General features: G+C 73.2%; 27 protein-coding genes and 1 riboswitch. Of the genes, 11 read left to right on the forward strand and 16 right to left on the reverse strand.

Annotated elements, in window-relative coordinates; all coding sequences use genetic code 11:
• Positions 1 to 6: 6 nt before the first annotated feature.
• The 3 genes from ACIRRU_RS17945 to ACIRRU_RS17955 all read left to right on the forward strand — a co-directional run bounded on the left by ACIRRU_RS17945 (position 7) and on the right by ACIRRU_RS17955 (position 3,179).
• The gene (locus ACIRRU_RS17945; protein WP_403681386.1) at positions 7 to 618 is read left to right on the forward strand and encodes a TetR/AcrR family transcriptional regulator; all 612 of its coding nucleotides are present in this window, start codon (positions 7 to 9) and stop codon (positions 616 to 618) included.
• Between the two features lie 406 nt (positions 619 to 1,024).
• Positions 1,025 to 1,642: a DUF4126 domain-containing protein gene (locus ACIRRU_RS17950; RefSeq protein WP_403681389.1), complete on the forward strand. Its 618-nt coding sequence runs from the start codon at positions 1,025 to 1,027 to the stop codon at positions 1,640 to 1,642.
• Between the two features lie 31 nt (positions 1,643 to 1,673).
• On the forward strand, positions 1,674 to 3,179 hold the full coding sequence (locus tag ACIRRU_RS17955; protein WP_403681392.1) for a phytoene desaturase family protein: 1,506 nt from the start codon (positions 1,674 to 1,676) through the stop codon (positions 3,177 to 3,179).
• Positions 3,180 to 3,344: 165 nt separating this feature from the next.
• On the opposite strand, the gene ACIRRU_RS17960 is transcribed toward ACIRRU_RS17955, so the two are convergent.
• The 6 genes from ACIRRU_RS17960 to ACIRRU_RS17985 all read right to left on the reverse strand — a co-directional run bounded on the left by ACIRRU_RS17960 (position 3,345) and on the right by ACIRRU_RS17985 (position 8,171).
• The gene (locus ACIRRU_RS17960; protein WP_403681394.1) at positions 3,345 to 4,277 is read right to left on the reverse strand and encodes a hypothetical protein; all 933 of its coding nucleotides are present in this window, start codon (positions 4,275 to 4,277) and stop codon (positions 3,345 to 3,347) included.
• 48 nt (positions 4,278 to 4,325) lie between these two features.
• A complete protein-coding gene (metF, locus tag ACIRRU_RS17965; RefSeq protein WP_403681396.1) occupies positions 4,326 to 5,243 on the reverse strand; it encodes a methylenetetrahydrofolate reductase [NAD(P)H] in 918 nt (305 codons plus the stop codon).
• A gap of 148 nt (positions 5,244 to 5,391) precedes the next feature.
• On the reverse strand, positions 5,392 to 6,042 hold the full coding sequence (gene thiE, locus ACIRRU_RS17970; protein WP_403681399.1) for a thiamine phosphate synthase: 651 nt from the start codon (positions 6,040 to 6,042) through the stop codon (positions 5,392 to 5,394).
• Between the two features lie 75 nt (positions 6,043 to 6,117).
• Positions 6,118 to 6,483: an Rv2175c family DNA-binding protein gene (locus ACIRRU_RS17975; protein WP_363204459.1), complete on the reverse strand. Its 366-nt coding sequence runs from the start codon at positions 6,481 to 6,483 to the stop codon at positions 6,118 to 6,120.
• 82 nt (positions 6,484 to 6,565) lie between these two features.
• Entirely contained in the window at positions 6,566 to 7,801 is a 1,236-nt protein-coding gene (locus tag ACIRRU_RS17980; RefSeq protein ID WP_403681402.1) for an NAD(P)/FAD-dependent oxidoreductase, read from the reverse strand.
• Between the two features lie 28 nt (positions 7,802 to 7,829).
• Positions 7,830 to 8,171 (reverse strand): hypothetical protein, encoded by a 342-nt coding sequence (locus ACIRRU_RS17985; protein ID WP_403681405.1) that lies wholly within the window; start codon positions 8,169 to 8,171, stop codon positions 7,830 to 7,832.
• 50 nt (positions 8,172 to 8,221) lie between these two features.
• Positions 8,222 to 8,334: riboswitch (TPP riboswitch) on the forward strand.
• On the opposite strand from ACIRRU_RS17985, the gene thiO reads away from it, so the two are divergent.
• The 5 genes from thiO to ACIRRU_RS18010 all read left to right on the forward strand — a co-directional run bounded on the left by thiO (position 8,332) and on the right by ACIRRU_RS18010 (position 13,496).
• Positions 8,332 to 9,534 (forward strand): glycine oxidase ThiO, encoded by a 1,203-nt coding sequence (gene thiO, locus ACIRRU_RS17990; RefSeq protein ID WP_403681408.1) that lies wholly within the window; start codon positions 8,332 to 8,334, stop codon positions 9,532 to 9,534. It overlaps the preceding riboswitch by 3 nt.
• On the forward strand, positions 9,531 to 9,773 hold the full coding sequence (thiS, locus tag ACIRRU_RS17995; RefSeq protein ID WP_403681411.1) for a sulfur carrier protein ThiS: 243 nt from the start codon (positions 9,531 to 9,533) through the stop codon (positions 9,771 to 9,773). Before thiO ends, thiS begins: the two co-directional genes overlap by 4 nt.
• Before the next feature lie 2 nt (positions 9,774 to 9,775).
• Positions 9,776 to 10,570 (forward strand): thiazole synthase, encoded by a 795-nt coding sequence (locus tag ACIRRU_RS18000; RefSeq protein WP_403681414.1) that lies wholly within the window; start codon positions 9,776 to 9,778, stop codon positions 10,568 to 10,570.
• Positions 10,571 to 10,682: 112 nt separating this feature from the next.
• Positions 10,683 to 12,617 (forward strand): Stk1 family PASTA domain-containing Ser/Thr kinase, encoded by a 1,935-nt coding sequence (gene pknB / locus ACIRRU_RS18005; protein WP_403681415.1) that lies wholly within the window; start codon positions 10,683 to 10,685, stop codon positions 12,615 to 12,617.
• A 6-nt stretch (positions 12,618 to 12,623) separates the two neighbouring features.
• Complete coding sequence (locus ACIRRU_RS18010) at positions 12,624 to 13,496, forward strand: deoxyribonuclease IV (RefSeq protein WP_403681417.1); 873 nt, start codon at positions 12,624 to 12,626, stop codon at positions 13,494 to 13,496.
• 65 nt (positions 13,497 to 13,561) lie between these two features.
• Here the strand turns inward: ACIRRU_RS18010 and ACIRRU_RS18015 are convergent, their stop codons facing one another.
• The gene (locus ACIRRU_RS18015; RefSeq protein ID WP_363204466.1) at positions 13,562 to 14,194 is read right to left on the reverse strand and encodes a sulfite oxidase-like oxidoreductase; all 633 of its coding nucleotides are present in this window, start codon (positions 14,192 to 14,194) and stop codon (positions 13,562 to 13,564) included.
• Between the two features lie 158 nt (positions 14,195 to 14,352).
• On the opposite strand from ACIRRU_RS18015, the gene bfr reads away from it, so the two are divergent.
• The gene (gene bfr / locus ACIRRU_RS18020) at positions 14,353 to 14,832 is read left to right on the forward strand and encodes a bacterioferritin (protein WP_363204467.1); all 480 of its coding nucleotides are present in this window, start codon (positions 14,353 to 14,355) and stop codon (positions 14,830 to 14,832) included.
• Positions 14,833 to 14,837: 5 nt separating this feature from the next.
• On the opposite strand, the gene ACIRRU_RS18025 is transcribed toward bfr, so the two are convergent.
• The 6 genes from ACIRRU_RS18025 to ACIRRU_RS18050 form a co-directional block, all read right to left on the reverse strand.
• The gene (locus tag ACIRRU_RS18025; protein ID WP_403681420.1) at positions 14,838 to 15,134 is read right to left on the reverse strand and encodes a bacterioferritin-associated ferredoxin; all 297 of its coding nucleotides are present in this window, start codon (positions 15,132 to 15,134) and stop codon (positions 14,838 to 14,840) included.
• A gap of 161 nt (positions 15,135 to 15,295) precedes the next feature.
• A complete protein-coding gene (locus ACIRRU_RS18030; protein WP_363204501.1) occupies positions 15,296 to 16,642 on the reverse strand; it encodes a class II 3-deoxy-7-phosphoheptulonate synthase in 1,347 nt (448 codons plus the stop codon).
• Between the two features lie 180 nt (positions 16,643 to 16,822).
• Positions 16,823 to 17,818, reverse strand: coding sequence for a 2-hydroxyacid dehydrogenase (locus tag ACIRRU_RS18035; RefSeq protein ID WP_403681422.1), 996 nt, complete (start codon positions 17,816 to 17,818; stop codon positions 16,823 to 16,825).
• 194 nt (positions 17,819 to 18,012) lie between these two features.
• Positions 18,013 to 18,720, reverse strand: coding sequence for a response regulator (locus ACIRRU_RS18040; protein ID WP_403681424.1), 708 nt, complete (start codon positions 18,718 to 18,720; stop codon positions 18,013 to 18,015).
• Positions 18,717 to 19,973: a MacS family sensor histidine kinase gene (macS, locus tag ACIRRU_RS18045; protein WP_403681426.1), complete on the reverse strand. Its 1,257-nt coding sequence runs from the start codon at positions 19,971 to 19,973 to the stop codon at positions 18,717 to 18,719. Before macS ends, ACIRRU_RS18040 begins: the two co-directional genes overlap by 4 nt.
• 49 nt (positions 19,974 to 20,022) lie before the next feature.
• Positions 20,023 to 20,760 (reverse strand): lysophospholipid acyltransferase family protein, encoded by a 738-nt coding sequence (locus tag ACIRRU_RS18050; protein ID WP_363204502.1) that lies wholly within the window; start codon positions 20,758 to 20,760, stop codon positions 20,023 to 20,025.
• A gap of 181 nt (positions 20,761 to 20,941) precedes the next feature.
• On the opposite strand from ACIRRU_RS18050, the gene ACIRRU_RS18055 reads away from it, so the two are divergent.
• Both ACIRRU_RS18055 and ACIRRU_RS18060 read left to right on the forward strand, forming a co-directional pair.
• Positions 20,942 to 21,721 (forward strand): alpha/beta fold hydrolase, encoded by a 780-nt coding sequence (locus tag ACIRRU_RS18055; protein ID WP_363204503.1) that lies wholly within the window; start codon positions 20,942 to 20,944, stop codon positions 21,719 to 21,721.
• Entirely contained in the window at positions 21,714 to 22,406 is a 693-nt protein-coding gene (locus ACIRRU_RS18060; RefSeq protein WP_403681428.1) for a hypothetical protein, read from the forward strand. The genes ACIRRU_RS18055 and ACIRRU_RS18060 overlap by 8 nt, the downstream gene beginning before the upstream one ends.
• Here ACIRRU_RS18060 and ACIRRU_RS18065 read toward each other — a convergent pair whose 3' ends face one another.
• From ACIRRU_RS18065 to ACIRRU_RS18075, 3 genes are all read right to left on the reverse strand, one after another.
• A complete protein-coding gene (locus ACIRRU_RS18065; RefSeq protein WP_403681430.1) occupies positions 22,407 to 23,162 on the reverse strand; it encodes an endonuclease/exonuclease/phosphatase family protein in 756 nt (251 codons plus the stop codon).
• A gap of 90 nt (positions 23,163 to 23,252) precedes the next feature.
• Positions 23,253 to 24,194 carry an ROK family glucokinase gene (locus ACIRRU_RS18070; protein ID WP_363204473.1) on the reverse strand — a complete coding sequence of 314 codons (942 nt, stop codon included), beginning with the start codon at positions 24,192 to 24,194 and terminating at the stop codon, positions 23,253 to 23,255.
• A 246-nt stretch (positions 24,195 to 24,440) separates the two neighbouring features.
• Entirely contained in the window at positions 24,441 to 24,911 is a 471-nt protein-coding gene (locus tag ACIRRU_RS18075) for a DUF5304 domain-containing protein (protein ID WP_403681432.1), read from the reverse strand.
• Positions 24,912 to 24,992 lie beyond the last annotated feature (81 nt).

Below are 24,992 nucleotides of genomic sequence, written 5' to 3' on the forward strand. Positions count from 1 at the left end.
GACGCCATGGAAAGCAGTGGCACGACGCGCCGCCAGGCCACCCGGCAGAAGCTCTATGAGGCGGCGGTGACCCTCATCGCCGAGAAGGGCTTCTCGACGACCACCGTGGACGAGATCGCCGAACGGGCCGGGGTCGCCAAGGGCACGGTCTACTACAACTTCAAGAGCAAGACCGAACTCTTCGAAGAGCTGCTGCGGCACGGGGTGGGGCTGCTCACCGCCTCGCTGCGGACCGCCGCCGAGGAGTCCGCGGAACGCGGCGGCACCCGGGTCGAGGCGCTGGACGCGATGATCCGGGCCGGGCTCGACTTCATCGACCGCTACCCGGCCTTCACCCAGCTGTACGTCGCCGAGCTGTGGCGCACCAACCGCGCCTGGCAGTCCACCCTGCTGGTGGTGCGTCAGGAGGCCGTCGCCGTCGTGGAGGACGTGCTGCGGGAGGCGGTGCGCAGCGGTGAGCTGAGCGAGGAGATCGACATCCCGCTGACGGCCGCCGCCCTGGTCGGCATGGTGCTGGTGGCGGCGCTGGACTGGCAGGCGTTCCAGCCGGAGCGCTCGATCGACGAGGTCCACTCGGCGCTGTCCCTGCTGCTGCACGGGCGGGTCAGCGGGCACTGAGACCGCGCGCCCGGCGGCGGATCCGGAAGCCCCGGGGCGGGGGCCGGGGTCGGGGTCGGGGGCCGGGGAAAGCCGAAGACGCCGGTCCGATGGAGTTCGCGTCCCCCGTGAACTCCATCGGACCGGCGTCTTCCGTGCTGCGGAGACCCGTTCCCCGTGACCCCGTATGTCCCCCGTGGTCCCCGGGTCTCCGTCGCGCACCCCCGTTGCGGCGGGGGCCGCACCGTTCCGCCGCCCCGTGCCGGCGGTCCTGGCGCGGCGCCCCTCCCGTGGTCACCACTCTGCCGTCCGCGCAGGTGGGCGCCCATCCGCACGGCTACTCATCTGTGCTCGTAGGTACGGATACTCAGAGCCGGGCTCCCCGGCCCGCGCCCCGCCGCGGCGCGGGGTCGTTACGATCACCTGCGTGTCCGTACTCCCCATGGTGTTCACGAGCGGCTGGGCGAGCGGGATCAACGCCTACGCGGTGGTCCTGCTGCTCGGTGTCTTCGGCGCGACCGGAGTCTCCGACGAGGTGCCCGCCGCGTTGCAGCGCACCGACGTCCTGATCGTGGCCGGTGTGCTGTTCCTCTGCGAGGCGGTCGCGGACAAGGTCCCCTACGTGGACTCGGTCTGGGACACCGCGCACACCGTGATCCGGCCGGTGGCCGGCGCGGTGGTGGCCGCGCTGATGGCCGGGGAGAGCGGTTCGCTGCCGGAGCTGGCGGCCGGGGCCGTCGGCGGGTCCACCGCGCTGATGAGTCATCTGGTGAAGGCGGGCACGCGGATGGCTGTCAACACCTCCCCCGAGCCCTTCAGCAACATCGGGATGAGCCTCGCCGAGGACCTCGGGGTCGCGGGGGTCATCACCTTCGCCGTGTTCAACCCGGTCGCGGCCGCGGTGGTCGCGGCGGTGCTCTTGGCCGTGGGGATCGTCGTCGTGCTCTTCCTGGCCTCGCGCATCCGCCGCTTCCTGCGCCGCCGGGCGCAGCGCCGCGAGGAGAAACGCCTGGCCGGGACCGGTGGACCCTGGCCTCCGGGCTGAGCTGTCGGTGCCGGTCGCTAAAGTCACCGGCATGGCACGAATTGCGGTGATCGGCGCCGGGACGGGCGCCATGACGGCGGCCGCCCGGCTCGCCGTCGCGGGCGACAGGGTGACGGTCTACGAGCGCTCCGCGAGCTACGGCGGCTCGCTCGGCCGCCACGCCCACGCGGGCTTCGTCTTCGACACCGGCCCCGGGCTGCTGCACCTGCCCGCCGTGCAGCGCGACCTCTTCGTCAAGACCGGCAAGGAGCCGCTGGAGCAGTGCGTCCGGCTGACCCAGGTCGACCCGGCAAGCCGCCATCTCTTCGCCGACGGCACGGCGGTGTCCCTGCCCAACGCCTCGCGCTCCGGGGTCGCCGAGGCACTGGACGGGGCGCTCGGGGCGGGCGCCGGCGAGCGGTGGAGCGACTTCATGGACCGGGCGCGGGACGCCTGGGACCGGTCGCGGCGGCCGCTGCTGGAGGAGCCGCTGCGCGCGGACCACCAGGCGCTCGGGCGCGACCCGTATCCGGCGGTGCGGCGACGCCGTCTGCTGCGCGGGGTCCGGCAGGCGGGCACCGTCGCGGAGGTCGGCGCCCAGGAGCTGGCGGACCCGCGGCTGGCGGCCCTGCTCGACGGATACGCCCTCTCCTACGGTCTCGACCCGCGCGTCGCCCCCGCGAGCGCCGCGCTCCTGCCCTACATGGAGCAGACCTTCGGCAGCTGGTACGTGCTGGGCGGGATGCGGGAGCTGGCCCGCGCGGTGTACGAGCGGTGCCTGGCCCGGCGGGTGGAGTTCGTCTTCGGGGCCGAGGTGGTGCGGGTCGTGGAGAAGGACGGCCGCGCGGCGGGCGTGGAGCTGGCGGGCGGCGAGGTCGCGGCGGCCGACCGGGTGGTGCTGGGGGTCCGGCCGCGCCCGGGGCTGGTTCCGGGGCAGCCGCTGTGGGCGGCGGACGACGTGGCGCTCCGGGCGGGGCCGGTGCCGGGCCGGTTCTCGGTGCTGCTGTCCTTGCGCGGGGGCCGGGAGGCGGACGCGGCACACCGGACGGTGGTGCACAGCGCGGACGGGGCGGCGGAGCAGGAGGCGGTCTTCGGGGGCCGGGTCGCCGGACACCCCACGGTGACGGTGCTGCGGCCCGACGACCCGGCGACCCGGCCGGACGCGGAGCACGAGGCGGTGACGCTCACCGCGACGGTGGCCCCACAAGGTCCGGTCGACTGGAGGGACGCGGGGATCCGGCAGCGGTTCGCCGATGTTTTGGTCGAGCGGGCGGCGGCGGCCGTCCCCCGGCTGCGGGAGCGGATCGTGCACACGGAGATCCGGACGCCCGCGGAGACCGAGGCGGAGACGGGGGCCGAGGGCGGCGCGGTGCCGCCGCCCGCGCTGGCGGGGGCGGGGGGCGCGTATCTGCACCCGGGCAACCGCACCCGGCTGCCGGGCCTGTATCTCGCGGGCGGCTGGGCGCACCCGGGGGGCGGGCTCGCGCACGCCGGGATGTCGGGGACGCTGGTGGCCGGACTCGTCGTGGAGGGCGACGACTTCCGCGGCTCGCGCTGAACGGCTCGCGGACGGCGGCTGGCGCTGAACGGCTCGTGGTTGAGCGGGTCGTGGTGAGCTGACGGCCGTTGTCCGTCGCGTGCCGGGGGGGGCGGGCGGGGCGGCCGTGCCGACAGGGCGAGGCGTTGCCGGTGGAGCGGGTCCCGGCAGCGGTGCCCGGCCGGGTCAGTAGCGGTAGTGCTCGTTCTGGCCGGTGTCGTAACCGTTGTTGCCGTTGTTGCTGTTGTTGCTGTTGTTTCCGTACGGCGCGGGCTGGGCGGGCTGCTCCGGAGGCATCGGGGGGTAGCGCTCCGCGTCGCGCTGCTGCGGGACCCAGACGCCCCCGGGCGGGGTGTCGGTGCCGTACGCGTCCGCGTCGTAGCCCTGGGCGTAGGGGTCGGCGTAGTTCTGCTGGCCGCCCTGGCCCATCTGCCCGCCCTGGCCGTCGTAGCCGGTGCCGTAGCCGTGGTAACCGCCGTACGAGGGGCCGGGGTTGGTGGTGCCGATGTACGGGTCGGAGTAGGCGGCGTAGCTCTGCTGGTCCGTGCCGTAGTCGTACGTTCCGGCGTACGGGTCCGGGGCGGGCTGCTGGTCGTAGCCCATGGACGGGTCGTACGCGGCGTAGTGGGGCTGGGCCGGGGAGTCCGCCTCCCGGCCGGTGGCGCCGTCGTAGCCGGTGGACCCGTACACGCCGTACTGGCCGGTGTCGTCGGGCATCGGCTGCGGCTCGTAGACGGATTCCGCCGCGGGGGCCGCCGAGGGCCGGTCGTAGCCGGGGTCGGCGACCTCCAGGCCCGAGACCTCCAGCGTGGGCGGCGTCACGGCCGCCCGGTCACCGCGCTTGCGGCGGCGGCTCTCCCCCGGACTGCCGCCTATCGCCCAGCCGGTGGAGAACCCGCGGCGGAAGGACAGCGTCACGAAGGTCTGGCCGGTGGCGAAGGCGATCGCCCCGACCACGATGACCGGAACCGAGGCCAGCAGCACCCCGACGACCACGCCGAGGAATCCCGCGAAGGCGAGGAGGCGCCAGCGCAGCCGCGCCTTGTACTGAAGCAGCACCTCGCCCAGCAGCCACAGCGCCACCAGCCCGAACGCGATGTAGAGGACCGTCCAGCCCACGCCCGCCCCCTCCCTCGGCCGCAGCCGCTCGGGGGCGGGTACGGCCGGTCACGACTGCTTGTGCAGTCCGAGTTTCTCGTAGATTTCGAGCGTAGCCGTCGAGTTGTTGAGCGTGATGAAGTGCAGTCCGGGGACACCCTCGGCCAGCAACTCCGCGCAGAACTCCGTTGCGAACTCGATGCCAATGGAGCGTACAGCGGCCGGATCGTCCTTGGCCGCGTGGATGCGCTCTTTGAGCGACTCGGGCACGGTCGCGTTGCTGAGCTGGGAGAACTTCTCCAATTGCTTCACGCTGGTGAGCGGCATCACCTCGGGGATCACCGGAGTCTCACAACCCGCGGCGACCACCCGGTCACGCATCCGGAGATAGTCCTGCGGGCGGAAGAACATCTGGGTGATCGCGTAATCCGCTCCGGCGCGGCACTTGTCGACGAAATGACCGATGTCGGTCTCCCAGTCGGTGGACCGGGGGTGCATTTCGGGGAACGCGGCGACACCGACGCAGAAGTCGCCCGCCTCCTTGATGAGCCGCACGAGGTCGGCGGCGTACTTCACGCCCTGCGGGTGCTCGACCCACTCGCCCATCGGGTCGCCCGGCGGGTCGCCGCGGACCGCGAGGATGTTCCTGATGCCCGCGTCGGCGTACTGGCCGACCATGTTGCGCAGTTCGGCGACCGAGTGGTTGACCGCGGTGAGGTGGGCGACCGGGGTGAGCGTGGAGTCGGCGGCGATCTCCTGGGTGGCCTTGACCGTCCCGGAGCGGGTGGAGCCGCCCGCACCGTAGGTCACCGAGACGAAGCTCGGGCGCACGGCCTCGACCCGGCGCAGCGCGTTCCAGAGGTTCCGCTCGCCCTTCTCGGTCTTGGGCGCCCAGAACTCGAAGGAGTACGAGGTCTTGCCGGACGCGAGCAGGTCACGCACCGTGCGCGCGTGGTCCGTCCTGGTGGAGGGGGTGCCGAGGGCCATAGGGCGAGGTTAACCAGGGGGTGGTCGCTCGCCCAACCGGGGCGAAGGAGTTTGTCTTGTTTTGCCGGACTGTTGTCCACTCCTCGGACGACCGGCGGGAGAATCAGCGGTCCGGGGTGCACGATCTTCTCCGCCGGGGTGCGGAACGTCAGTGCGCGCGGGCCCGGACGCGTCGTGCCAGCGCGGCGGTGGCGGCGGCCGGGTCGTCCGCCCCGGTGATCGCCCGGACGACGACGATCCGGCGGGCTCCGGCGTCCAGCACCTCGTCGAGGTTGTCCGCGTCGATCCCGCCGATGGCGAACCACGGGCGGGGCTGGTCCAGCGACGCGGCGTAGCGCACCAGGCCGAGGCCGGGGGCGTGGCGGCCGGGCTTAGTGGGGGTGGGCCAGCAGGGGCCGGTGCAGAAGTAGTCCACGCCGTCCTGGTCGACGGCGGCGTCGACCTCGGATTCGGCGTGTGTGGAGCGGCCGATCAGCGGGCCGGCGCCGATGACGGCCCGAGCGGCGGGCACCGGCAGGTCGCCCTGCCCGAGGTGCAGCACGTCCGCGCCGACGGCGTGGGCCACGTCCGCGCGGTCGTTGACGGCGAGCAGCTTGCCGTGTCTGCGGCAGGCGTCGGCGAACACCGCGAGGTGGTCCAGCTCCTCGGCGGCCTCCATGCCCTTGTCCCTCAGCTGGACGATGTCGACGCCGGCGGCGAGCACGGCGTCGAGGAAGGCCGGGAGATCCCCCTGGCGCTTGCGGGCGTCCGTGCACAGGTAGAGCCGGGCGTCGGACAGCTGCTCGCGCGGCGTGGACATGGTGAGACTCCCCCGTGGTCGTGGCGGGGTGCGGGCCGCGTCCGGCGGCCCGCTCCCCCCTGTCGGTCGTGCCGGTCAGACGGCGAGCGCCTGGGCCCGGCGCTTCACCTCCGTACCGCGATTCTCGCTCAGGGCCTGCGCGGGGGTGCCGGGCAGGGTCGGGTCGGGGGTGAAGAGCCACTCCAGCATCTCTTCGTCGGTGAAGCCGTCGTCCCTCAGGAGGGTCAGGGTGCCGGACAGGCCCTTGACCACCTTGGTGCCGTCGATGAAGGCGGCGGGCACCTGGAGCGTCCGGTTCTCACCGCGGCGTACGGCGATGAGCTGGCCCTCCTTGACCAGCTGCCGCACACGCGTCACCTCGACATCGAGCATCTCCGCGATGTCGGGAAGGTGGAGCCAGGCGGGGACGAGAGCATCGGTCTTTGCGTCAATCTCGGTCACAGGGACAAGCGTGCCACCTGGGACTGACAGCCGGTACCCGGGCCCGGCCGTACGGGGCGGGGCCCGGCCCGGTACGGGGTGGTCACAGGGCGGCGGACTTGAGCGGCACGGCGGGGTCGGCGGCCCGCTCCGGGTCGAGCGCGGCTCCCGACTGGATGAGCCTGCGGCCCTGGGCGAGGTCGCGCGGGCGGCCCACGGCGAGCACCGCGACCAGCGCGCCCTCGCGCAGCCAGCACACCGACCAGGCGGCGTCGTCCCCGTCGCCGCGCCACAGCAGGGTGTCGGCGTCCGTGTGGTGGCCCGCGTACTGCACGAAGCGGCCGAACTGCTCGGACCAGAAGTACGGGACGGGGTCGTGGACGGGCATCGGTTCGCCGGTCCCGGCGGCGAGGATCGCGGCGGCCACGGTGCGCGGGCCCTGGAGGGCGTTGTCCCAGTGGTGGACCAGCAGGCGGGTCCCGTAGCGGGCGGAGGGGAAGGAGGCGCAGTCGCCGACCGCGTAGACATCGGGCAGCGAGGTGCGCAGCGCGCTGTCGGCGAGGACCGAGCCGTCCGGGCCGAGCGCGACCCCGGACCCGGCGAGCCACCCGGTGGCGGGGCGGGCGCCGATGCCGACGACCACGGCCCCGGCGGGCAGGGTCCGGCCGTCGGCGAGGACCACGGCCCCCTCCTCGACACGGTTCACCCGGACGCCGGTGAGGAGTTCGGCGCCGCTCTGGGCGTACCAGTGGGCCATGGGCGCGGCCACCTCGGCGGGCAGGGCGCCCGCGAGCGGGCGGGCGGCGGCCTCGACGACGGTGACCGCGCACCCCGCGGCGCGGGCGGCGGTGGCGAACTCCGCGCCGATCCAGCCCGCCCCGACGACGACCACGTCGTCCTGCCGGTCCAGGACGGGCCGCAGCCGGGCGGCGTCGTCGAGGGTGCGCAGCAGATGGACACCGGGCACGCCGTCGGCGCCGGGCAGGGTGACGGGCTCCGCGCCGGTCGCGAGGACCAGGACGTCGTAGGGGACGGGGCCCCGCGCGGTGTCCAGGACGCGGTCGGCGGCGCGCAGGGCGGTGACCTCCAGGCCGAGGCGCAGGGTGATGTCCAGGGCCGCGAAGTCGATGTCGAAGGCGGAGTCCCCGGCCTCGCCGAGCAGCACCGCCTTGGACAGCGGCGGGCGGTCGTAGGGCTGGTGGGGCTCGGCGCCGATCAGGGTGACGGGTCCGGTGAAGCCCGCCTCCCGCAGGGCCACGGCGCTCTGGACGCCCGCCATGCCCGCTCCGACGATCACCACGTCGCGGGCCGGGCTCTTCTCCGTCTGCTGCTCGCTCACCCGTCCACCTTAATCACCTGACATACCGTCAGGAATGGGTCTCCTCCACCACGCTCGTCCCGCTGCCCTCCTGGGACTCCCACGCCCAGCGCTCCTCCAGCCGCACCCGGCCGTCCGGCAGACCGACGACGGTGGAGACGCAGTGCCCGGACGAGGTCGTCCCGTCCCGCGTGAGCTGGACGTAACGGAAGTCGAGCACGTCGCCCTCGCGGGTGCCGACGAGGTGGCCGCGTTCCACGTCGCCGCCCGCGTACTCGGCCCAGATCCGGCCCTCCCGCTCGTGGTACGAGAAGCGGGTGCGGGTGCCGACCTGGCCCGGGGTCTGGTCGGCGACGGGGGAGAGGACGAGTCCGTCGAGCGAACGGGCCATGACGGCTGCTCCCCTACTGGGCTGTGGGCGGGTGGGTCTAGGCTGCACGGTAGAACACTCGCGGGAGCCCGGACGCACCGGGCTGAGAGGGAGGCTGGACGGCCTCCGACCGTACGAACCTGCTCCGGGTCATGCCGGCGAAGGGAGGGGCTGGAGACGTATGCCTGCCATCAGCGGCGCCTCACGCGCCCCGGGGAGAGCCCCGGGGTCCGACGTCCTCGTCATCGGGGGCGGCGTCATCGGCCTGGTCACCGCCTGGCGGGCCGCCCAGCGCGGGGCGGCCGTCACCGTGGCCGACCCCGAGCCGGGCGGCGGGGCCGCCCAGGTCGCGGCGGGCATGCTCGCCGCCGTCACCGAGCTGCACTACGGCGAGGAGACGCTGCTCGGCCTCAACCTCGCCTCCGCCGCCCGCTTCCCGGCGTTCGTGGCCGAGCTGGAGGAGGCGAGCGGCCGGGACACCGGGTTCCGGGCCTGCGGCACCCTCGCCGTCGCGCTGGACGCCGACGACCGGGCGCATCTGCGCGAGCTGCACGCCCTCCAGGAGCGCGCGGGCCTGGAGTCGGTCTGGCTGAACGGCCGGGAGTGCCGCCGTCTGGAGCCGATGCTCGCCCCCGGCGTCCGAGGCGGACTGCGGGTCGACGGCGACCACCAGGTGGACCCCCGCCGTCTGTCCGCGGCCCTGCTGACCGCGTGCGAACGGGCCGGGGTGGTCTTCCGCCGGGCGACCGCCGAGCGGCTCACGGTGTCCGGCGGCCGGGCCGCCGGGGCCGCGCTCGGCGACGACACAGACTGCGCGGCCGATCAGGTGGTGCTCGCAGCGGGCAGCCTCAGCGGCCGCCTCGCGGGGCTCCCGCCGGACGTCGTGCCGCCGGTCCGCCCGGTCAAGGGCCAGGTGCTCCGGCTCACCGTGCCCCCGGCGTACGCCCCCTTCCTCAGCCGCACCGTGCGCGCCGTGGTCCGCGGTGGTCACCTCTACCTCGTCCCCCGCGAGAACGGCGAGCTGGTCGTCGGCGCCACCAGCGAGGAGATGGGCTGGGACACCACGGTGACCGCGGGCGGGGTGTACGAACTGCTGCGCGACGCCCACGAGCTGGTCCCCGGGATCACCGAGCTGCCGCTCACCGAGACCCGGGCCGGTCTGCGCCCCGCCTCCCCCGACAACGCGCCGCTCCTCGGCCCCACCGCCCTGCCCGGTCTCCTGCTCGCCACCGGCCACCACCGCAACGGCGTCCTGCTGACCCCTCTCACCGGCGACGCCCTGGCCGAGGCCCTGGCCACCGGCGAGCTGCCCGAGGTGGCCCGCCCCTTCACCCCCGGCCGCTTCGAGCCCACCGCCCCCGCACCCCAGGAGCAGCCCGTATGACCCCGCAGTCCACCGGACCGGAATCCACCGCCGCCACCGTTTCCGTATCGGTGAACGGCGAGGCGCGCGCCGTCCCCGCCGGGACCGCCCTGGACACCCTCGTCGCCACCCTGACCCCGGCCCGCTCCGGGGTCGCCGCCGCCGTCAACGAGAGCGTGATCCCGCGCGGCGAGTGGGCAACGACCCCGCTCGGCGAGGGCGACCGTGTCGAAGTGCTCACCGCCGTGCAGGGAGGCTGACCATGTCCGACGACGTCTTCACGCTGGGACCGGCCACCTTCGGCTCCCGGCTCATCATGGGCACCGGCGGGGCGCCCAGCCTGGAGGTGCTGGAGCGTTCGCTGATCGCCTCGGGGACCGAGCTGACCACGGTCGCGATGCGGCGGCTCGACCCGACCGTGCAGGGGTCGGTCCTCTCGGTGCTGGAGCGGCTCTCCATCCGGGTCCTGCCGAACACGGCGGGCTGCTTCACCGCGGGCGAGGCGGTCCTGACCGCCCGGCTGGCCCGGGAGGCGCTGGGCACCGACTGGGTGAAGCTGGAGGTGGTGGCCGACGAGCGGACCCTGCTGCCCGACCCCGTCGAACTGCTGGACGCGGCGGAGATCCTGGTCGACGACGGGTTCACCGTGCTGCCCTACACCAACGACGACCCTGTGCTGGCACGGAAGCTGGAGGACGTGGGGTGCGCGGCGGTCATGCCGCTGGGCTCCCCCATCGGCTCCGGGCTCGGCATCCGCAACCCGCACAACTTCGCGCTGATCATCGAGCGGGCCGGGGTGCCGGTGATCCTCGACGCCGGGGCCGGGACGGCCTCGGACGCGGCGCAGGCGATGGAGCTGGGCTGCGCGGCGGTGATGCTGGCCTCGGCGGTGACCCGGGCGCAGGAGCCGGAGCTGATGGCAGGTGCGATGCGTCACGCGGTGGAGGGCGGCCGGCTCGCGTACCGGGCGGGGCGGATTCCGCGCCGCCACTTCGCCGAGCCCTCCTCACCGCGGGCCGGGCGGGCGGTCCTGGATCCGGAGCGCCCGGCGTTCTGAGGCCTCCCCCGCCCCCAGCTGGGACGTGTACCTGTCACGGATCGGCTCCAGAACGGCACCGGGAGTGCCCCGGCCCGCCCGCGCTGCCGGGGGCGGCTCGTAGAATCTCCAGGTGGACACGACCCTCCAAGACCCTCTCGTCGGGCAGCTGCTCGACGGCCGGTATCGCATAGAGGCGCGCATCGCCGTCGGCGGGATGGCCACGGTCTACCGGGCCGTGGACACCCGTCTGGACCGGGTGCTCGCCGTCAAGGTGATGCACCCGGCGCTCGCCGTCGACGTCTCGTTCGTCGAGCGCTTCATCCGCGAGGCCAAGTCGGTGGCCCGCCTGGCCCACCCCAACGTCGTCGCGGTCTTCGACCAGGGCGCCCAGGGCGCGTACGTCTATCTCGCGATGGAGTACGTCGCGGGCTGCACCCTGCGCGATGTGCTGCGCGAGCGCGGGGCGCTCAAGCCCCGGGCGGCCCTGGACATCCTGGAGCCGGTCCTCGCGGCGCTCGGCGCCGCGCACCGGGCGGGTTTCGTGCACCGCGACATGAAGCCGGAGAACGTCCTGATAGGGGACGACGGGCGGGTCAAGGTCGCCGACTTCGGCCTGGTCAGGGCGGTCGGCACGGCCACGGAAACCACCGGTTCGCTGCTGGGCACGGTGTCGTATCTGGCACCCGAGCAGATCGAGCACGGCTCGGCCGACACCCGCAGCGACGTGTACGCCTGCGGGGTCCTGCTGTACGAGATGCTGACCGGCGCCAAGCCGCACACCGGTGAGAACGCCGCCCAGGTGATCTACCAGCACCTCAACTCCGACGTCCCGGCCCCCTCGGCGGCCGTGCCGGGGCTCCCGGTGGCGCTGGACTCCCTGGTGGCGAGCGCGACCGCCCGCACCCCCGAGGTGCGCCCGCACGACGCGGTGCTGCTGCTGGCCGAAGCCCGGGAGGCCCGTGCCGCGCTGACCGAGGCCGAGCTGGACGCCCTGCCGCCGCGGGCGCTGTCGGAGGCGCACGACGGCGCGGACGACCGTACGAGCGTGATCGCGCGGGCCCTCCCGGCGGAGGGGCCCGGCGAGGACGGCGGAGTGCACCGCACCAGCCGCCTCCAGATGCCGCCCGCGGAGCCCGCGCGGCGGCGCGGGCCGCGCCGCCGCGGGCCGTTCGCCGGTCCGCACCGCAGACTGATCACCGTGCTCACCGCGGTGCTGCTCACCCTGGGCGTCGGGGCGGGCGTCTGGTACATCAGCTCCGGGCAGTTCACCCAGGTCCCCTCGCTGCTCGGGCAGACCCAGCAGGCCGCCGAGCAGCGGATCACGGACGCCGGGCTCGGGCTGAAGGGCGTGGAGCGGGTCTTCAGCGACACGGTCGAACGGGGCGAGGTCGTCAGCAGCGACCCCGCCCCGGGCGACCGCATCCGGGGCAACGGCTCGGTCCAGCTGGTCGTCTCGCGCGGCCCGGAGATCGTGCGGGTCCCCGATGTGGCGGGCGGCTCCCTCGCCGACGCCCGGCGCTCGCTGAAGGAGGTGGGCCTGGCCCCGGGCATGGTGACCCGGGAGTTCAGCGAGGACGTCGCGCGGGGCGAGGTGATCCGCACGGACCCGCGCGCGGGCACCGACCGGCGCCCCGACACGGCGGTGGCGCTCGTCGTCAGCAAGGGCAGCCCCGTCGACGTCCCGGACGTCACCGGGCTCTCCGCCCGGGAGGCCACCGCCGAGCTGGCGGCCGAGGGGCTGAAGGCCGAGGTGCTGCCCGGCCGGGTCCACTCCCCCGAGGACGCGGGGAACGTCGCCGAGCAGTCCCCCGGCAAGGGCGCCGAGGCCGCCGAGGGCGACACGGTCGAGCTGACCGTCTCCCAGGGCCCCCGGATGCTGGACGTCCCCGACGTCACCGGACGGGACGTCGGCGCGGCGCGGTCCGCCCTGGAGGAGGCGGGGTTCGCGGTCAAGGTCGAGCGGCCGTTCCTCTCCTTCAGCGACACCATCGCCCGCCAGTCCGTGCAGGGCGGCGAACAGGCCCCCGAGGGCTCCACCATCACGATCAGGACCAAGGGGCTGTAGAGCGGTATGCGCAATCCGGTGGGCGGACACGTCCCGGTGGCGGGCGGCCTGGCGAAGACCGGCCTGGAGTACGCCCGGGAGCTGGCGGCGGAGACCGTGCAGGTCTTCGTGGCCAACCCGCGCGGCTGGGCGACACCGGCCGGGAACCCGGTCCAGGACGAGCTGTTCCGGGCCGCGTGCGCGGCGGGCTCCGTCCCGGCGTACGTGCACGCCCCGTATCTGATCAACTTCGGCTCGCACACCGAGGCCACCGTCGACCGGTCCGTGGAGTCGCTGCGCCACTCGCTGCGCCGGGCCCGGGAGATCGGTGCGCGGGGGGTGGTGGTGCACACCGGCTCGGCGACCGGCGGGCGGCCGCGCGCCGAGGCACTGGCCCAGGTGCGGGAGCGGATGCGGCCGCTGCTGGACGAGCTGACCCGGGACGGCGACCCGGACCTGCTGCTGGAGTCGACCGCGGGCCAGGGCTCCTCGCTCTGCTCGCGGACCTGGGACTTCGGGCCCTACTTCGAGGCTCTGGACTCCCACCCGAAGCTGGGGATCTGCCTGGACACCTGTCACATCTTCGCCGCCGGCCACGACCTGACCGGCCCGGCCGGGATGCGGCAGACGCTGGACCTGCTGGTGGGGACGGTCGGCGAGGGGCGGCTGAAGCTGATCCACGCCAACGACTCCAAGGACGTGGTGGGCGCCCACAAGGACCGGCACGAGAACATCGGCGCCGGGCACATCGGGGCGGAGCCCTTCCGGGAGCTGTTCGCGCACCCGGCGACCCAGGGCGTGCCCCTGGTCATCGAGACGCCCGGCGGCAAGGAGGGGCACGCGGCGGATGTGGCCCGCCTGAAGGAGCTGCGGGAGAGCTTCCGGGACGACAGATCCTAGGACCGGTCGTCGAACCACCGTCGTCGCCCGGAGCGCCCCCCCTAGAGCTTCCGGGACGACGCCCCCTAGAGCTCCGGGCCGTCGCCGGGTCCCTCCTGGTAGGAGTAGCGCTGCTCGCGCCAGGGGTCGCCGATGTTGTGGTATCCCCGCTCCTCCCAGAATCCGCGCCGGTCCGCCGTCATGTACTCGATGCCCCGGACCCACTTCGGGCCCTTCCAGGCGTAGAGGTGCGGGACGACCAGGCGCATCGGGAAGCCGTGCTCGGCGGTCAGCAGCTCGCCGTCCTTGTGGGTGGCGAAGAGGGTGCGCTCGGAGGCGAAGTCCGCCAGCCGGAGGTTCGAGGAGAAGCCGTACTCGGCCCACACCATCACATGGGTGACGCCGGGTGCGGGCGGTGCCAGGTCGAGGACCGTACGGGCGAGGACGCCGCCCCATTCGGCGCCGAGCATGCTGAACTTCGTCACGCAGTGCAGGTCGGCGACGACCGAGGAGAACGGCAGAGCGGTGAAGTCCTGGTGGTTCCAGCAGTGCTTGTCGCCGTCGGCGGTGGCCCCGAAGACCCGGAACTCCCACCGGTCGGGCTTGAACCTGGGGACGGGCCCGTAGTGGGTGACCGGCCATCCGCGCTGCAGTCGCTGTCCTGGTGGAAGCTCCGACTGTTCCGCCGCGCGACTCTCCCGGTTCTCCGGCTGACCCATGTCTCCATGGTGACAGACAGGCCGTGGTGGTCATGACCAGGACGGACCCCCACCAGGGCAACTCGTACTAAGCATGCACTTACTGGACGGCCGCTGGGCGCGGTGCGAGGATCTGGCCAACTTGCCAGATCGATCACCGGTTGGAAGGAGCCTCTGCCATGCAGGGCGACCCCGAGGTCCTTGAATTTCTCAATGAGCAGCTGACCGCCGAACTGACTGCGATCAACCAGTACTTCCTGCACGCGAAGATGCAGGAGAACTTCGGCTGGACGAAGCTCGCCAAGTACACCCGGGCCGAGTCCTTCGACGAGATGAAGCACGCCGAGATCCTCACCGACCGCATCCTGTTCCTGGACGGACTGCCCAACTACCAGCGGCTGTTCCACGTCCGGGTGGGCCAGACGGTCACCGAGATGTTCCAGGCGGACCGCCAGGTCGAGGTGGAGGCGATCGACCGGCTCCGGCGCGGTATCGAGGTGATGCGCGCCAAGGGCGACATCACGTCCGCCAACATCTTCGAGTCGATCCTCGAGGACGAGGAGCACCACATCGACTATCTCGACACCCAGCTGGAGCTGGTGGAGAAGCTCGGTGAGCCCCTCTACATCGCCCAGCTGATCGAGCAGCCGGAGAGCTGAACCGCTCAGGCGGCGTCGGTGAGGCGCACGTCCCCGATCACGGCGACGGCCGCGCCGACCGGGGCCGCGACGGGTGCGGTGCCCGGGTGCGCGACGGCGACGACGGGCTCCTGCCGCTGTTCGCGCAGGTCGCGGCGCGGGCAGTCGCCGCGACCCAGCAGGGCCTGGATGCGGCGCACACAGCCGCCGCAGTCCGTCCCGGCCTTGCAGGCGGAGGCGATCTGGCGGGGGGTGCAGGCGCCGGCGTCCGCATGCTTCTTGACCTGGGCCTCGGTGATGCCGAAGCAGGAGCAGACGTACATGCGGGTCACCTCCCTACGGGTCGGTCTCTGGCGCCGCCCCGCTCTCAGTCGGTGAGGCTAACCTAACCTTACCCGTCCGGCGAGACGGGGAAAAGCCCGGATACGGACTGTGGGGCACGGATCACATGGATCCGTGCCCCACAGGTGCGTCCGGCGGACGGCTACTGGTCGCGGTACATCTCGGCGACCAGGAAGGCCAGGTCCAGGGACTGGCTGCGGTTGAGCCGGGGGTCGCAGGCCGTCTCGTAGCGCTGGTGGAGGTCGTCCACGAAGATCTCGTGGCCGCCGCCCACGCATTCGGTGACGTCGTCGCCGGTCAGCTCCACGTGAATGCCGCCCGGGTGGGTGCCGAGGCCCTTGTGGACCTCGAAGAAGCCCTTGACCTCGTCCAGGACGTCGTCGAAGCGGCGCGTCTTGTGGCCGGACGCCGCCTCGAAGGTGTTGCCGTGCATCGGGTCGGTCACCCAGGCGACGGTCGCTCCGGAGGCGGTGACCTTCTCGACCAGCGCGGGGAGCTTGTCGCGGACCTTGTCGGCGCCCATGCGGACGATGAAGGTCAGCCGGCCCGGCTCGCGCTCGGGGTCCAGGCGCTCGACGTAGCCGAGGGCCTCGTCGACGGTGGTCGTCGGGCCGAGCTTGATCCCGATCGGGTTGCGGATCCTCGAGGCGAACTCGATGTGCGCGCCGTCCATCTGGCGGGTGCGCTCACCGATCCAGACCATGTGGCCGGAGGTGTCGTACAGCTCGCCGGTGCGCGAGTCCGTACGGGTCAGGGCCGACTCGTAGTCCAGCAGCAGCCCCTCGTGCGAGGCGTAGAACTCGACCGCCTTGAACTCGGCCGGGTCGGTGCCGCAGGCCTTCATGAAGTTCAGCGCGTTGTCGATCTCGCGGGCCAGGGCCTCGTAGCGCTGGCCGGAGGGCGAGGACTTCACGAAGTCCTGGTTCCAGGCGTGGACCTGGCGCAGGTCGGCGTAACCGCCGGTGGTGAAGGCGCGGACCAGGTTCAGCGTGGAGGCGGACGCGTGGTACATCTGCTTCAGCCGCTGCGGGTCCGGGATGCGGGCCTCCTCGGTGAAGGCGAAGCCGTTCACCGAGTCGCCGCGGTAGGTCGGCAGGGTCACGCCGTCGCGGGTCTCGGTCCCCTTGGAGCGGGGCTTGGAGTACTGCCCGGCGATGCGGCCGACCTTCACCACCGGCACGGAGGCCGCGTAGGTCAGGACGGCGCTCATCTGGAGCAGCGTCTTCAGCTTGGCCCGGATGTGCTCGGCGGACACGGCGTCGAAGGCCTCGGCGCAGTCGCCGCCCTGCAACAGGAACGCCTCGCCCTGGGCGACGGCTCCCAGGCGGGCGCGCAGCTGGTCGCATTCGCCCGCGAAGACGAGCGGCGGATACGACGCGAGGTCCGCGAGCACATCGCGCAGGGCCTCGGAGTCGGGGTACTCGGGCTGCTGCGCCGCGGGAAGGTCTCGCCAGGTGTTGCCACCGGCGGCGGAGGTATTGGCGTTCACGGTCACGGAGACAACATTAAGGGGTCCCGGGGGCCGTCCATTCGAACGCTCAAAAGATGAGACGTGAACCTCACCCGCTGCGGCGGTGATCCGGCGTCCGCCGGGGCCGGTCGACGCGGCGGTTCCGTATCCCGGTCCAGTGGCTGACCGGCGAGGCCGCCGGTGGCGGGCCGAGCGGGGTCAGGTCCTGGGGACGAGGACGTTCTCGCTGGGGCGGCGGGCCAGGTAGTCGGTGACGTTCCGGACCGTCGCGTCGATGATCTGGCCCACCGCGTCCTCGGTGTAGTACGCCTGGTGGGAGGTGACGATGACGTTGGGGAAGGTCACCAGCCGGGCCAGGGTGTCGTCGTCGATGCCCTCCAGGGACTTGTCCAGGAAGAACAGCCCGGCCTCCGCCTCGTACACGTCGAGACCGACGCCGAGGAAGCGGCCCGCGCGCAGTTCGGTGACCAGGGCGGCGGTGTCGATGAGGCCGCCGCGGCTGGAGTTCACGAGGATCGCGTCGTCCTTCATCGTCCGCAGGGCGGCCTCGTCGATGATGTGCTGGGTGCTGGGCAGCAGGGGGACGTGCAGGCTGATCAGGTCGGCTTCCGCGAAGAGCCGTTCCTTGCGGACGTACTCCATGCCCAGCTCGACGCAGGCCGGGTTCTCCACGACGTCCCAGCCGAGCGGCTTCATGCCGAAGCCGTGGGCGATCCGGGTGAACGCCTCGCCGATCCTGCCCGTGCCGACCACCCCGACGGTCCGGCCGTGCATGTCCCGGCCCAGGAGCCCGTCGAGGCGGAAGTCGAAGTCCCGGGTGCGGCTCGCGGCGCGGATGACGCGGCGGTTGACGGCCATCGCCAGGGTCCAGGCGAACTCGGCGACGGAGTACGGGGAGTAGGAGGAGACCCGGGCGACGCGCAGGGCCAGGCGTTCGGCGACGTCCAGGTCGATGTTGTTGAAGCCGGTGGAGCGCTGGGCGATCATCTGCGTGCCGCCCGCGGCGAGGGTCTGGAGGACCTTGCCGCCGAGGTCGGCGTTGACGCTGGTGGAGATGATCTCGTAGCCCGCCGCGATCGGGGCGGTGTCACGGTTCAGGAAGACGTCCAGACAGCGGACCTCGTGCAGCCCCTGGAAGGCCTTCTCGATCAGGGGCTTCTCGTCGGACTGGACACCGAAGGCGAGGATTTCCACGGGTTCTCCCGATCTGGGGCCGGACGCGGGGCGGGGCCGTCCACGCGGGACAAGGCCGTACATGCCGGAATATACGGCCCCGCCCCGTGGCCCGCGCGGGCCGAAAGCCCCGGCCGGCGGGTCCGGGCGGTCCTCTTCCGCCCGGAGCGCGGGGGTCCCGGGGCGCCGGGGTGCCGGGGGCGCCGAGGTGCCGGTCAGACGTCGTCGAGACCGCGCTCGATGGCGTACCGCACCAGCTCCACCCGGTTGTGGAGCTGGAGCTTGCCGAGGGTGTTCTGCACGTGGTTCTGCACGGTGCGGTGCGAGATCACCAGACGTTCGGCGATCTGCTTGTACGAGAGCCCCTTGGCGACCAGGCGCAGCACCTCGGTCTCCCGGTCGGTGAGCTGCGGGGCCTTGGGCTCGTTCGACGCGGCGGGGGCCGGGTCGGAGGCGAGCCTGCGGTACTCGCCGAGGACCAGGCCCGCGAGGCCGGGGGTGAAGACCGGGTTGCCCTCGGCGGTGGAGCGGACGGCGTCGACCAGCTCCTGGGTGGAGGCGGACTTCAGCAGATAGCCGGTGGCGCCGGACTTCACCGCCTCCAGGACGTCGGCGTGCTCGCCGCTCGCGGACAGGACCAGGACGCGCAGGCCCGGGAGGGAGCCGACCAGCTCCTTGCAGACCTGGACACCGGGCATGCCGGGGAGGTTGAGGTCGAGGACCAGGACGTCCGGCCGGGCGGCCCCGGCCCGGCGGACCGCCCCCGGACCGTCCCCGGCGGTCGCGACGACCTCGAAACCGGCCTCGGCGAGATCGCGGGCGACCGCGTCGCGCCACATCGGGTGGTCGTCCACGACCATGATCCGGATGGGCCGGTCCGGGCCCTCCCGCCCCTCGTCCTCGGGTGTGTTCTGTGTACTCATCGGGCCGATCCTGCCTTCCCCCGGGAAACCCTCGGTGCTTTGGGAACCTTCAACTCGACCTCGGTGCCCTGTCCGGGGACCGAGATCAGCTCTGCCGTGCCGCCCAGCTCGCGCAACCGCCCGCGGATGGACAGCGCGACGCCGAGCCGCCCCTCCCCCTCCGCCTGGGCGAGCCGCCCCTCCGGGATGCCGGGCCCGTCGTCGCGGACGGTGACGATCACCTCGTCCGGCTCGTCCTCGACCAGGATCCACGCCTGCGCCCCCTCCCCCGCGTGCACCCGGACGTTGTCCAGGGCGGCGCCCACGGCGGCGGCCAGCTCACGGGCGGCCTCGGCGGGCAGCAGCACCGGGGCGCCCGGTTCCGCGAAGCTGGTGCGGGAACCCGCGTGGGGCGCGAGGAGCGCCCGCAGGTCGCAGGGGGTGCCGTCGTCCCCGGCGGGGTCCGTCTCGTCGACGTCGACGGTGCGGACGACGGCCCCGTCGGCGGCGTCCTCGGAGACCCGGGTGGTCGGGACCAGGCCGCTGGAGACCAGGGTGCGCAGGGCGACCTCCTGCTCCCCGGCGAGCCGCCCCAGCTCGGCCGCCTCGCCGCCGATCGCGGTGCCCCGGCGCTGGACCATGGCGAGGACCTGGAGGACGCTGTCGTGGATGTCGCGGGCCAGGCGCTCGCGTTCGCGGGTGGCCGCCTCGATCTCCAGGGCGCGGGCCAGGGTGCGTTCACTGGCGCGGGCCACCTCGACGACGTACCCGATGGCGATGGAGGCGACCCAGACCAGCAGGACGTTGTGGAAGGTGTCCCGGCTGGGCTCGCCGCGCTGGACGATGTTGGCGACGGCGACGAACGTGGAGGCGAAGGCCGCCCACCGCCAGCCGCCCTTGACGGCGAAGGCGAGGACCGCGCCCGCCGTCCAGATCGAGGGGAGCGTGGGGCCGTCGAACGTCTGGGAGTGGACGTCGGCGACCGGGGTGAGCAGGATGCCGGTCAGCGCGACGGCGAGGTCGGCGCCGAGGAAACGCTTGGTGCAGGCGGCCGCCGAGCGGACCTTGGGCAGGGTGGCGAGCGTCCAGACGCAGAGGAACGCCAGATAGGCCACGGCCACCCAGGGCCGCTCGAACCGGTCCCGGCCGAGGTGGTCCTTGCCGAAGACCGCGAGCAGCACGGCGTAGATCATCGTCAGGACGCGGTAGCCGGTCAGGGCACGCCACAGCGGCAGCTCGACCGACATCCGTACGACCCGCTCACGCCTGGCCATGACCCACCCCCCGGACCGTGTACGACGCGGTGACGCGCCGGACCGTTCCCTATCCGTTCTCCTCGCGCGCGGCGGCCTGCTTCCGCTCGCGCCTGGCCTCCTCCGCCCTGGCCTTCGCCTCCTCGGCGAGCTGGCGCTTGGCGGCGGTGGCGTAGACGTCCACGTACTCCTGGCCGGAGAGCTTCATGATCTCGTACATGACCTCGTCGGTCACCGAGCGCAGGATGAAGCGGTCACCGTCCATGCCCTGGTAGCGGCTGAAGTCCAGCGGCCGGCCGATCCTGATGCCGGGCCGCATCAGCTTGGGCATCACCTGGCCGGGTGGCTGGATCTTCTCGGTGTCGATCATCGCGACCGGGATGACGGGGGCGCCGGTGGCCAGCGCCACCCGGGCCAGACCGCCGGGCTTGCCGCGGTAGAGGCGGCCGTCGGGCGAGCGGGTGCCTTCGGGGTAGATCCCGAAGAGGCCGCCGCTCTCGACGACCTGGATGCCCGCCCTGATCGCCGCCTCACCGGCGCCGCGGGCTCCGGAGCGATCGACGGGGAGCTGCCCGACGCCCTTGAAGAAGGCGGCGGTGAGCTTGCCCTTCACCCCGGGCGAGGTGAAGTACTCGGCCTTGGCGATGAAGGTGACCTTGCGGTCCAGCACGGCCGGGAGGAAGAACGAGTCGGAGAACGACAGGTGGTTGCTCGCGAGGATCGCCGGCCCCCGCTCGGGGATGTTCTCCAGACCCTCCACCCACGGCCGGAAGGCGACCTTCAGGGATCCGCCGATGGAGAACTTCATTGCGCCGTAGATCAACTGTTCTGCCTCCTGTGTGCTGTGGCTCAGACCTTATCCCGGGGGCGTGCGCGGGCCCGTGACGGCCCTGGTCGGTGTCGGTCCGGTCGCGTACGGTGAAGTCATCCGCAAGCACTCCCCCACGGTGCGCGCCCGCCCCCGCCCGTCCCACGAACAGGAGACCCTGGTGCCGGTCCTCCCTGGAGCCGAGCCGTTCCGCCACGAGGGCGGAGAGACCGGCGTCCTGCTCTGTCATGGCTTCACCGGGTCACCGCAGTCGCTGCGCCCCTGGGCCGACTACCTCGCCGAGCGCGGGCTGACCGTCTCGCTGCCCCTGCTGCCCGGCCACGGGACCCGCTGGGAGGACATGGCGGTCACCGGCTGGCAGGACTGGTACGCGGAGGTCGACCGGGAGCTGTGGGCGCTGCGGGAGAAGTGCGAGCGGGTCTTCGTCTTCGGGCTCTCCATGGGCGGTGCGCTGTCCCTGCGGCTCGCGGCCAGGCACGGGGACGCGGTCAGCGGCCTGGTGCTGGTCAACCCGGCCAACAAGGTGCACGGTCTCTCCGCGTACGCGCTGCCGGTCGCCCGCCATCTGGTGCGGACGACGAAGGGCGTCGCCGACGACATCGCGCTGCCGGGCGCGCACGAGGTGGGCTACGACAGGGTGCCGCTGCACGCCGCCCACTCGGTGCGCCGGTTCTTCCGGCTGGTCGACGGCGAGCTGCCCCAGGTGACCCAGCCGGTGGTCCTGCTGCACAGCCCGCGGGACCATGTCGTGCCGCCAGCGGACAGCGCCCGCATCCTCAGCCGGATCTCCTCCACGGACGTCCGGGAGATCCTGCTGGAACAGAGCTACCACGTCGCGACGTTGGACCATGACGCGGAGCGGATCTTCGATGAGAGCTACCGGTTCATCGGCCGTCTCGCACCGAGCGTCGGGAAGAAGGGGAGCACGTCCGGTGGCTGAGCACGACGCGGAACGCCCAGGCGGCGACGAGGAGCGCGAACCGCGCCCCACCGAGCCCGCGGCCGTCCCCGAGGGGACGAAACCGCCGGCGGCGGAGGGAGCGGAGCAGGAGCGGGCGATCGACGAGGACGCGGCCTGGGCGGCGATCGTCGCGGGGTACGGGGAGGAGCCGCCGGACCCGCCGGGCGCCAAGCCGTTCAAGTCGGTGGACGATCTGGCGCTGCTGGAGGACGACCAGCGCAACGAGGTGGGTCCGCGGGACGGGGCGGCCGGGGATCTGGACAAGGGGGCCGCGAAGAAGCCCCCGAAGCCGCCGGAGAAGAAGCCGCTCGGCAGCTCCGTGGTCTTCGCGCCCGGGGTGGCCGGCCCCCGCGACTACGAGCTGCCCGAGTCCAAGGACGACGGTATCGACCAGCCGGACGACGGGGACGAGGGCCACTTCGTGCCCCCGGAGCCGCCGCCGCTGCCGGAGGCCGACGTCACGGCGAAGTTCGCCTGGCTGGCGGTGATCGGCGGTCCGGTGCTGATGCTGATCGCGGTGCTGCTGCGGTGGGAGATGACGTGGTGGCTCACCACGCTCTGCGTCGGCGGCTTCCTCGGCGGCTTCGCCACCCTGGTGGCCCGGATGCCGCACGACGACGATGACGACACCTACGGCGACCCGGGGCGCGGCGCGGTGGTGTAGTCACCTCCCGGCGGGCACCCTGAGGGCGGCCAGGACCGGCAGGTGGTCGGTGGCGGCCCGCAGGTCGCTCTCGCTCACCCCGGGCAGCCCGGCGGGGACGCCGCAGCCGAGGACCTCGATGCCCGGGGTCGCGAACACCGCGTCGATGCGCTTGCGCGGTCCGTCCGGCGGGAAGGTCAGCTCGCCGCCCCAGGGGGCCACGGCCCGGCAGTCCTGGAGCCGCCCGGCGAGCCGGGTGAACGCCTTCCCGTCCGGTACGTCGTTGAGGTCGCCGCCCGCCACGGCGTGCTCCACCCCCATCGAGGCCAGCTGTTCCAGGAGCAGGTCCGCCTGGGCGAGGCGTTCGTCGCGCTGGAGGCTCAGGTGACAGCTGAGCACCCCGAGGCGGGTCCCGGCGATCCTCACCACGGCGGTGGCGAAGCCTCTGCGGTGCAGGCCGGGGGTGAGCGGCAGCAGGACGTCCTCGGTGTGTTCGACGGCCACCCGCAGCGAGCACAGCAGCAGCGGTCCGGCGGCGGTGGCCCCGCCGCCGAGGACCACCAGGTCGCTGCTCCGGGCGAGGCGGGCGGCGGCCTTGCGCCAGCGGAAGAAGCGCGGGGCTTCCTGGACGAGGACCAGGTCGGGGGCGCAGGCGCGGATGACCCGCGCCAGGGCCGCGGTGTCGTCGTGCAGCGAGCGGACGTTGTAGCTCAGCACTCTGATGACGGCTGAACCGTCCGGCCCGGTACGGGAGTCGGGCAGTGGCGTCAGGACCATGCGGGTCACGATACGACGGACGCCCGCCGCCTCCCCGGAAGGGCGGCGGCGGGCGTCCGTCGCGTCGTGCGGCCTCGCGGCGCGGGTGGCTCAGCCCTGGCGGGCCAGGTCGGCGGCCCCCACCAGCCCTGCCTTGCCGCCGAGTTGGGCGGCGAGCACCTGGGCGTGCGGACGCCACTCGCCGCCGATCAGCCAGCGCCGGAACGACTTGCGGATGGGGTCGAGGACCAGCTCGCCCTCGTCCGACACACCGCCGCCGACGATGAAGGCGGACGGGTCGAACAGCGAGGCCAGGTCCGCCAGCCCGGCCCCGGCCCAGCGGGCCAGCTCCCGGAAGGAGTCGACGGCCACCGGGTCGCCCTGGCGGGCGGCCGCGCTGATGTGCTTGCCCTCGATGCCGTCGACCGAGCCGTCGCCGAGGCCCAGCAGTATGGCGGCGTTCTCCGGGGTGGCGTTGGCGCGCTGCCGTGCGTAGCGCACGAGGGCGCGGCCGGAGGCGTACTGCTCCCAGCAGCCCTGGCTGCCGCAGCCGCAGAGCAGACCGTCCGGGACGACCCGGATGTGGCCGAACTCGGCGGCCACGCCGAAGCGTCCGCGGCGCAGCTTGTTGCCGATGATGATGCCGCCGCCCAGCCCGGTGCCGAGCGTGATGCAGATGACGTCGTCGTGGCCCTGGCCCGCGCCGAAGCGGTACTCGCCCCAGGCCGCGGCGTTGGCGTCGTTCTCGACGACCACGGGCAGGCCGACGCGCTGTTCGACCTTGTCCTTGAGCGGCTCGTGGCGCCAGTTGATGTTCGGTGCGAACAGGACGGTGGCGCGCTTGTCGTCGACGTAGCCCGCGGCGCCGATGCCGACCGCTTCGACGTCGTGCCCCTCGCTCGCTCCGGCGACCGCCGCGCAGATCGCGTCGACGATGCCTTCGGCGGTCGGCGGGGTCGCCACCTTGAACGTCGAGAGGATGCGGCCCTCTTCGTCGACGACTCCCGCCGCGATCTTCGTGCCGCCGATGTCGACGCCGATGGTGAGTCCCATGAATCCCTCAGTTCCGGTCGAGCCCGCTAGGGCCTGTCGTCAGACTGCCGTCGTCGCCCGGAGGGCGGCCGCGCGGCGTCTGGTGCGTGCGATCGCAAGGCGCCGGAATGGTCTGGTAGCGGAGCTACCAGGGCATTGCGGCAACGCGACGAGCGTGCGTGTCAGGCGTCGCGCGGCAGGCGGCAGTCTGGCGACAGGCCCTGGGGGCAACCGTACCCGAGGCGGCGGGCGGGGCCCCCGGAGCCGTCAGTCCAGGTCGATGCGTTCGGTGCCGGAAGGTCCGTCGTCGCGCGGGTCGGAGGGGTCCTCGGCGGCCTTCCTGCTGGGGCCCGCGGTGCCGGAGGCGCCCTCGGTGGTGCGGGTCCAGCGGCTCTCCTGGCCCTCGACGGCGGAGCGGTAGGCGGCCAGCAGCTCGCTGCCCGCGGCGGCGAGGTGGTCGAAGACCTGCGGGTTGCGCTCGATGACCGGCTCCACGGCGGAGCGCGCCTGCCGGATGGCCTGCTGGACCGCGCCCTGGGCGGCGCCGCCCAGCAGCGGGGTCTGGAGCGAGGAGACCTTGTCGGCGACGGCGTCGACCAGCTTGCGCAGCTCGTCGGCGGCGGAGCCGGGCGGCGGGCCGTACTGGGCGCGGCGGCGGGCCCGCTCCTCGGCGAGGTCCTCGGCGCAGGCGTCGGCCCACGCGTCGCCGTCGGCGGGACGGTCGGTGGCTTCACTCATGGCGGGCTCCTGCGGCGCGGGGCGGCCGGTGGTCGGCCTGCGGTTCACGTACCTCCGACGTTACCCGAACGGCCGCACCGC

This window comes from Streptomyces sp. NPDC101181 (genome assembly GCF_044767975.1).
GTDB lineage: Bacteria > Actinomycetota > Actinomycetes > Streptomycetales > Streptomycetaceae > Streptomyces.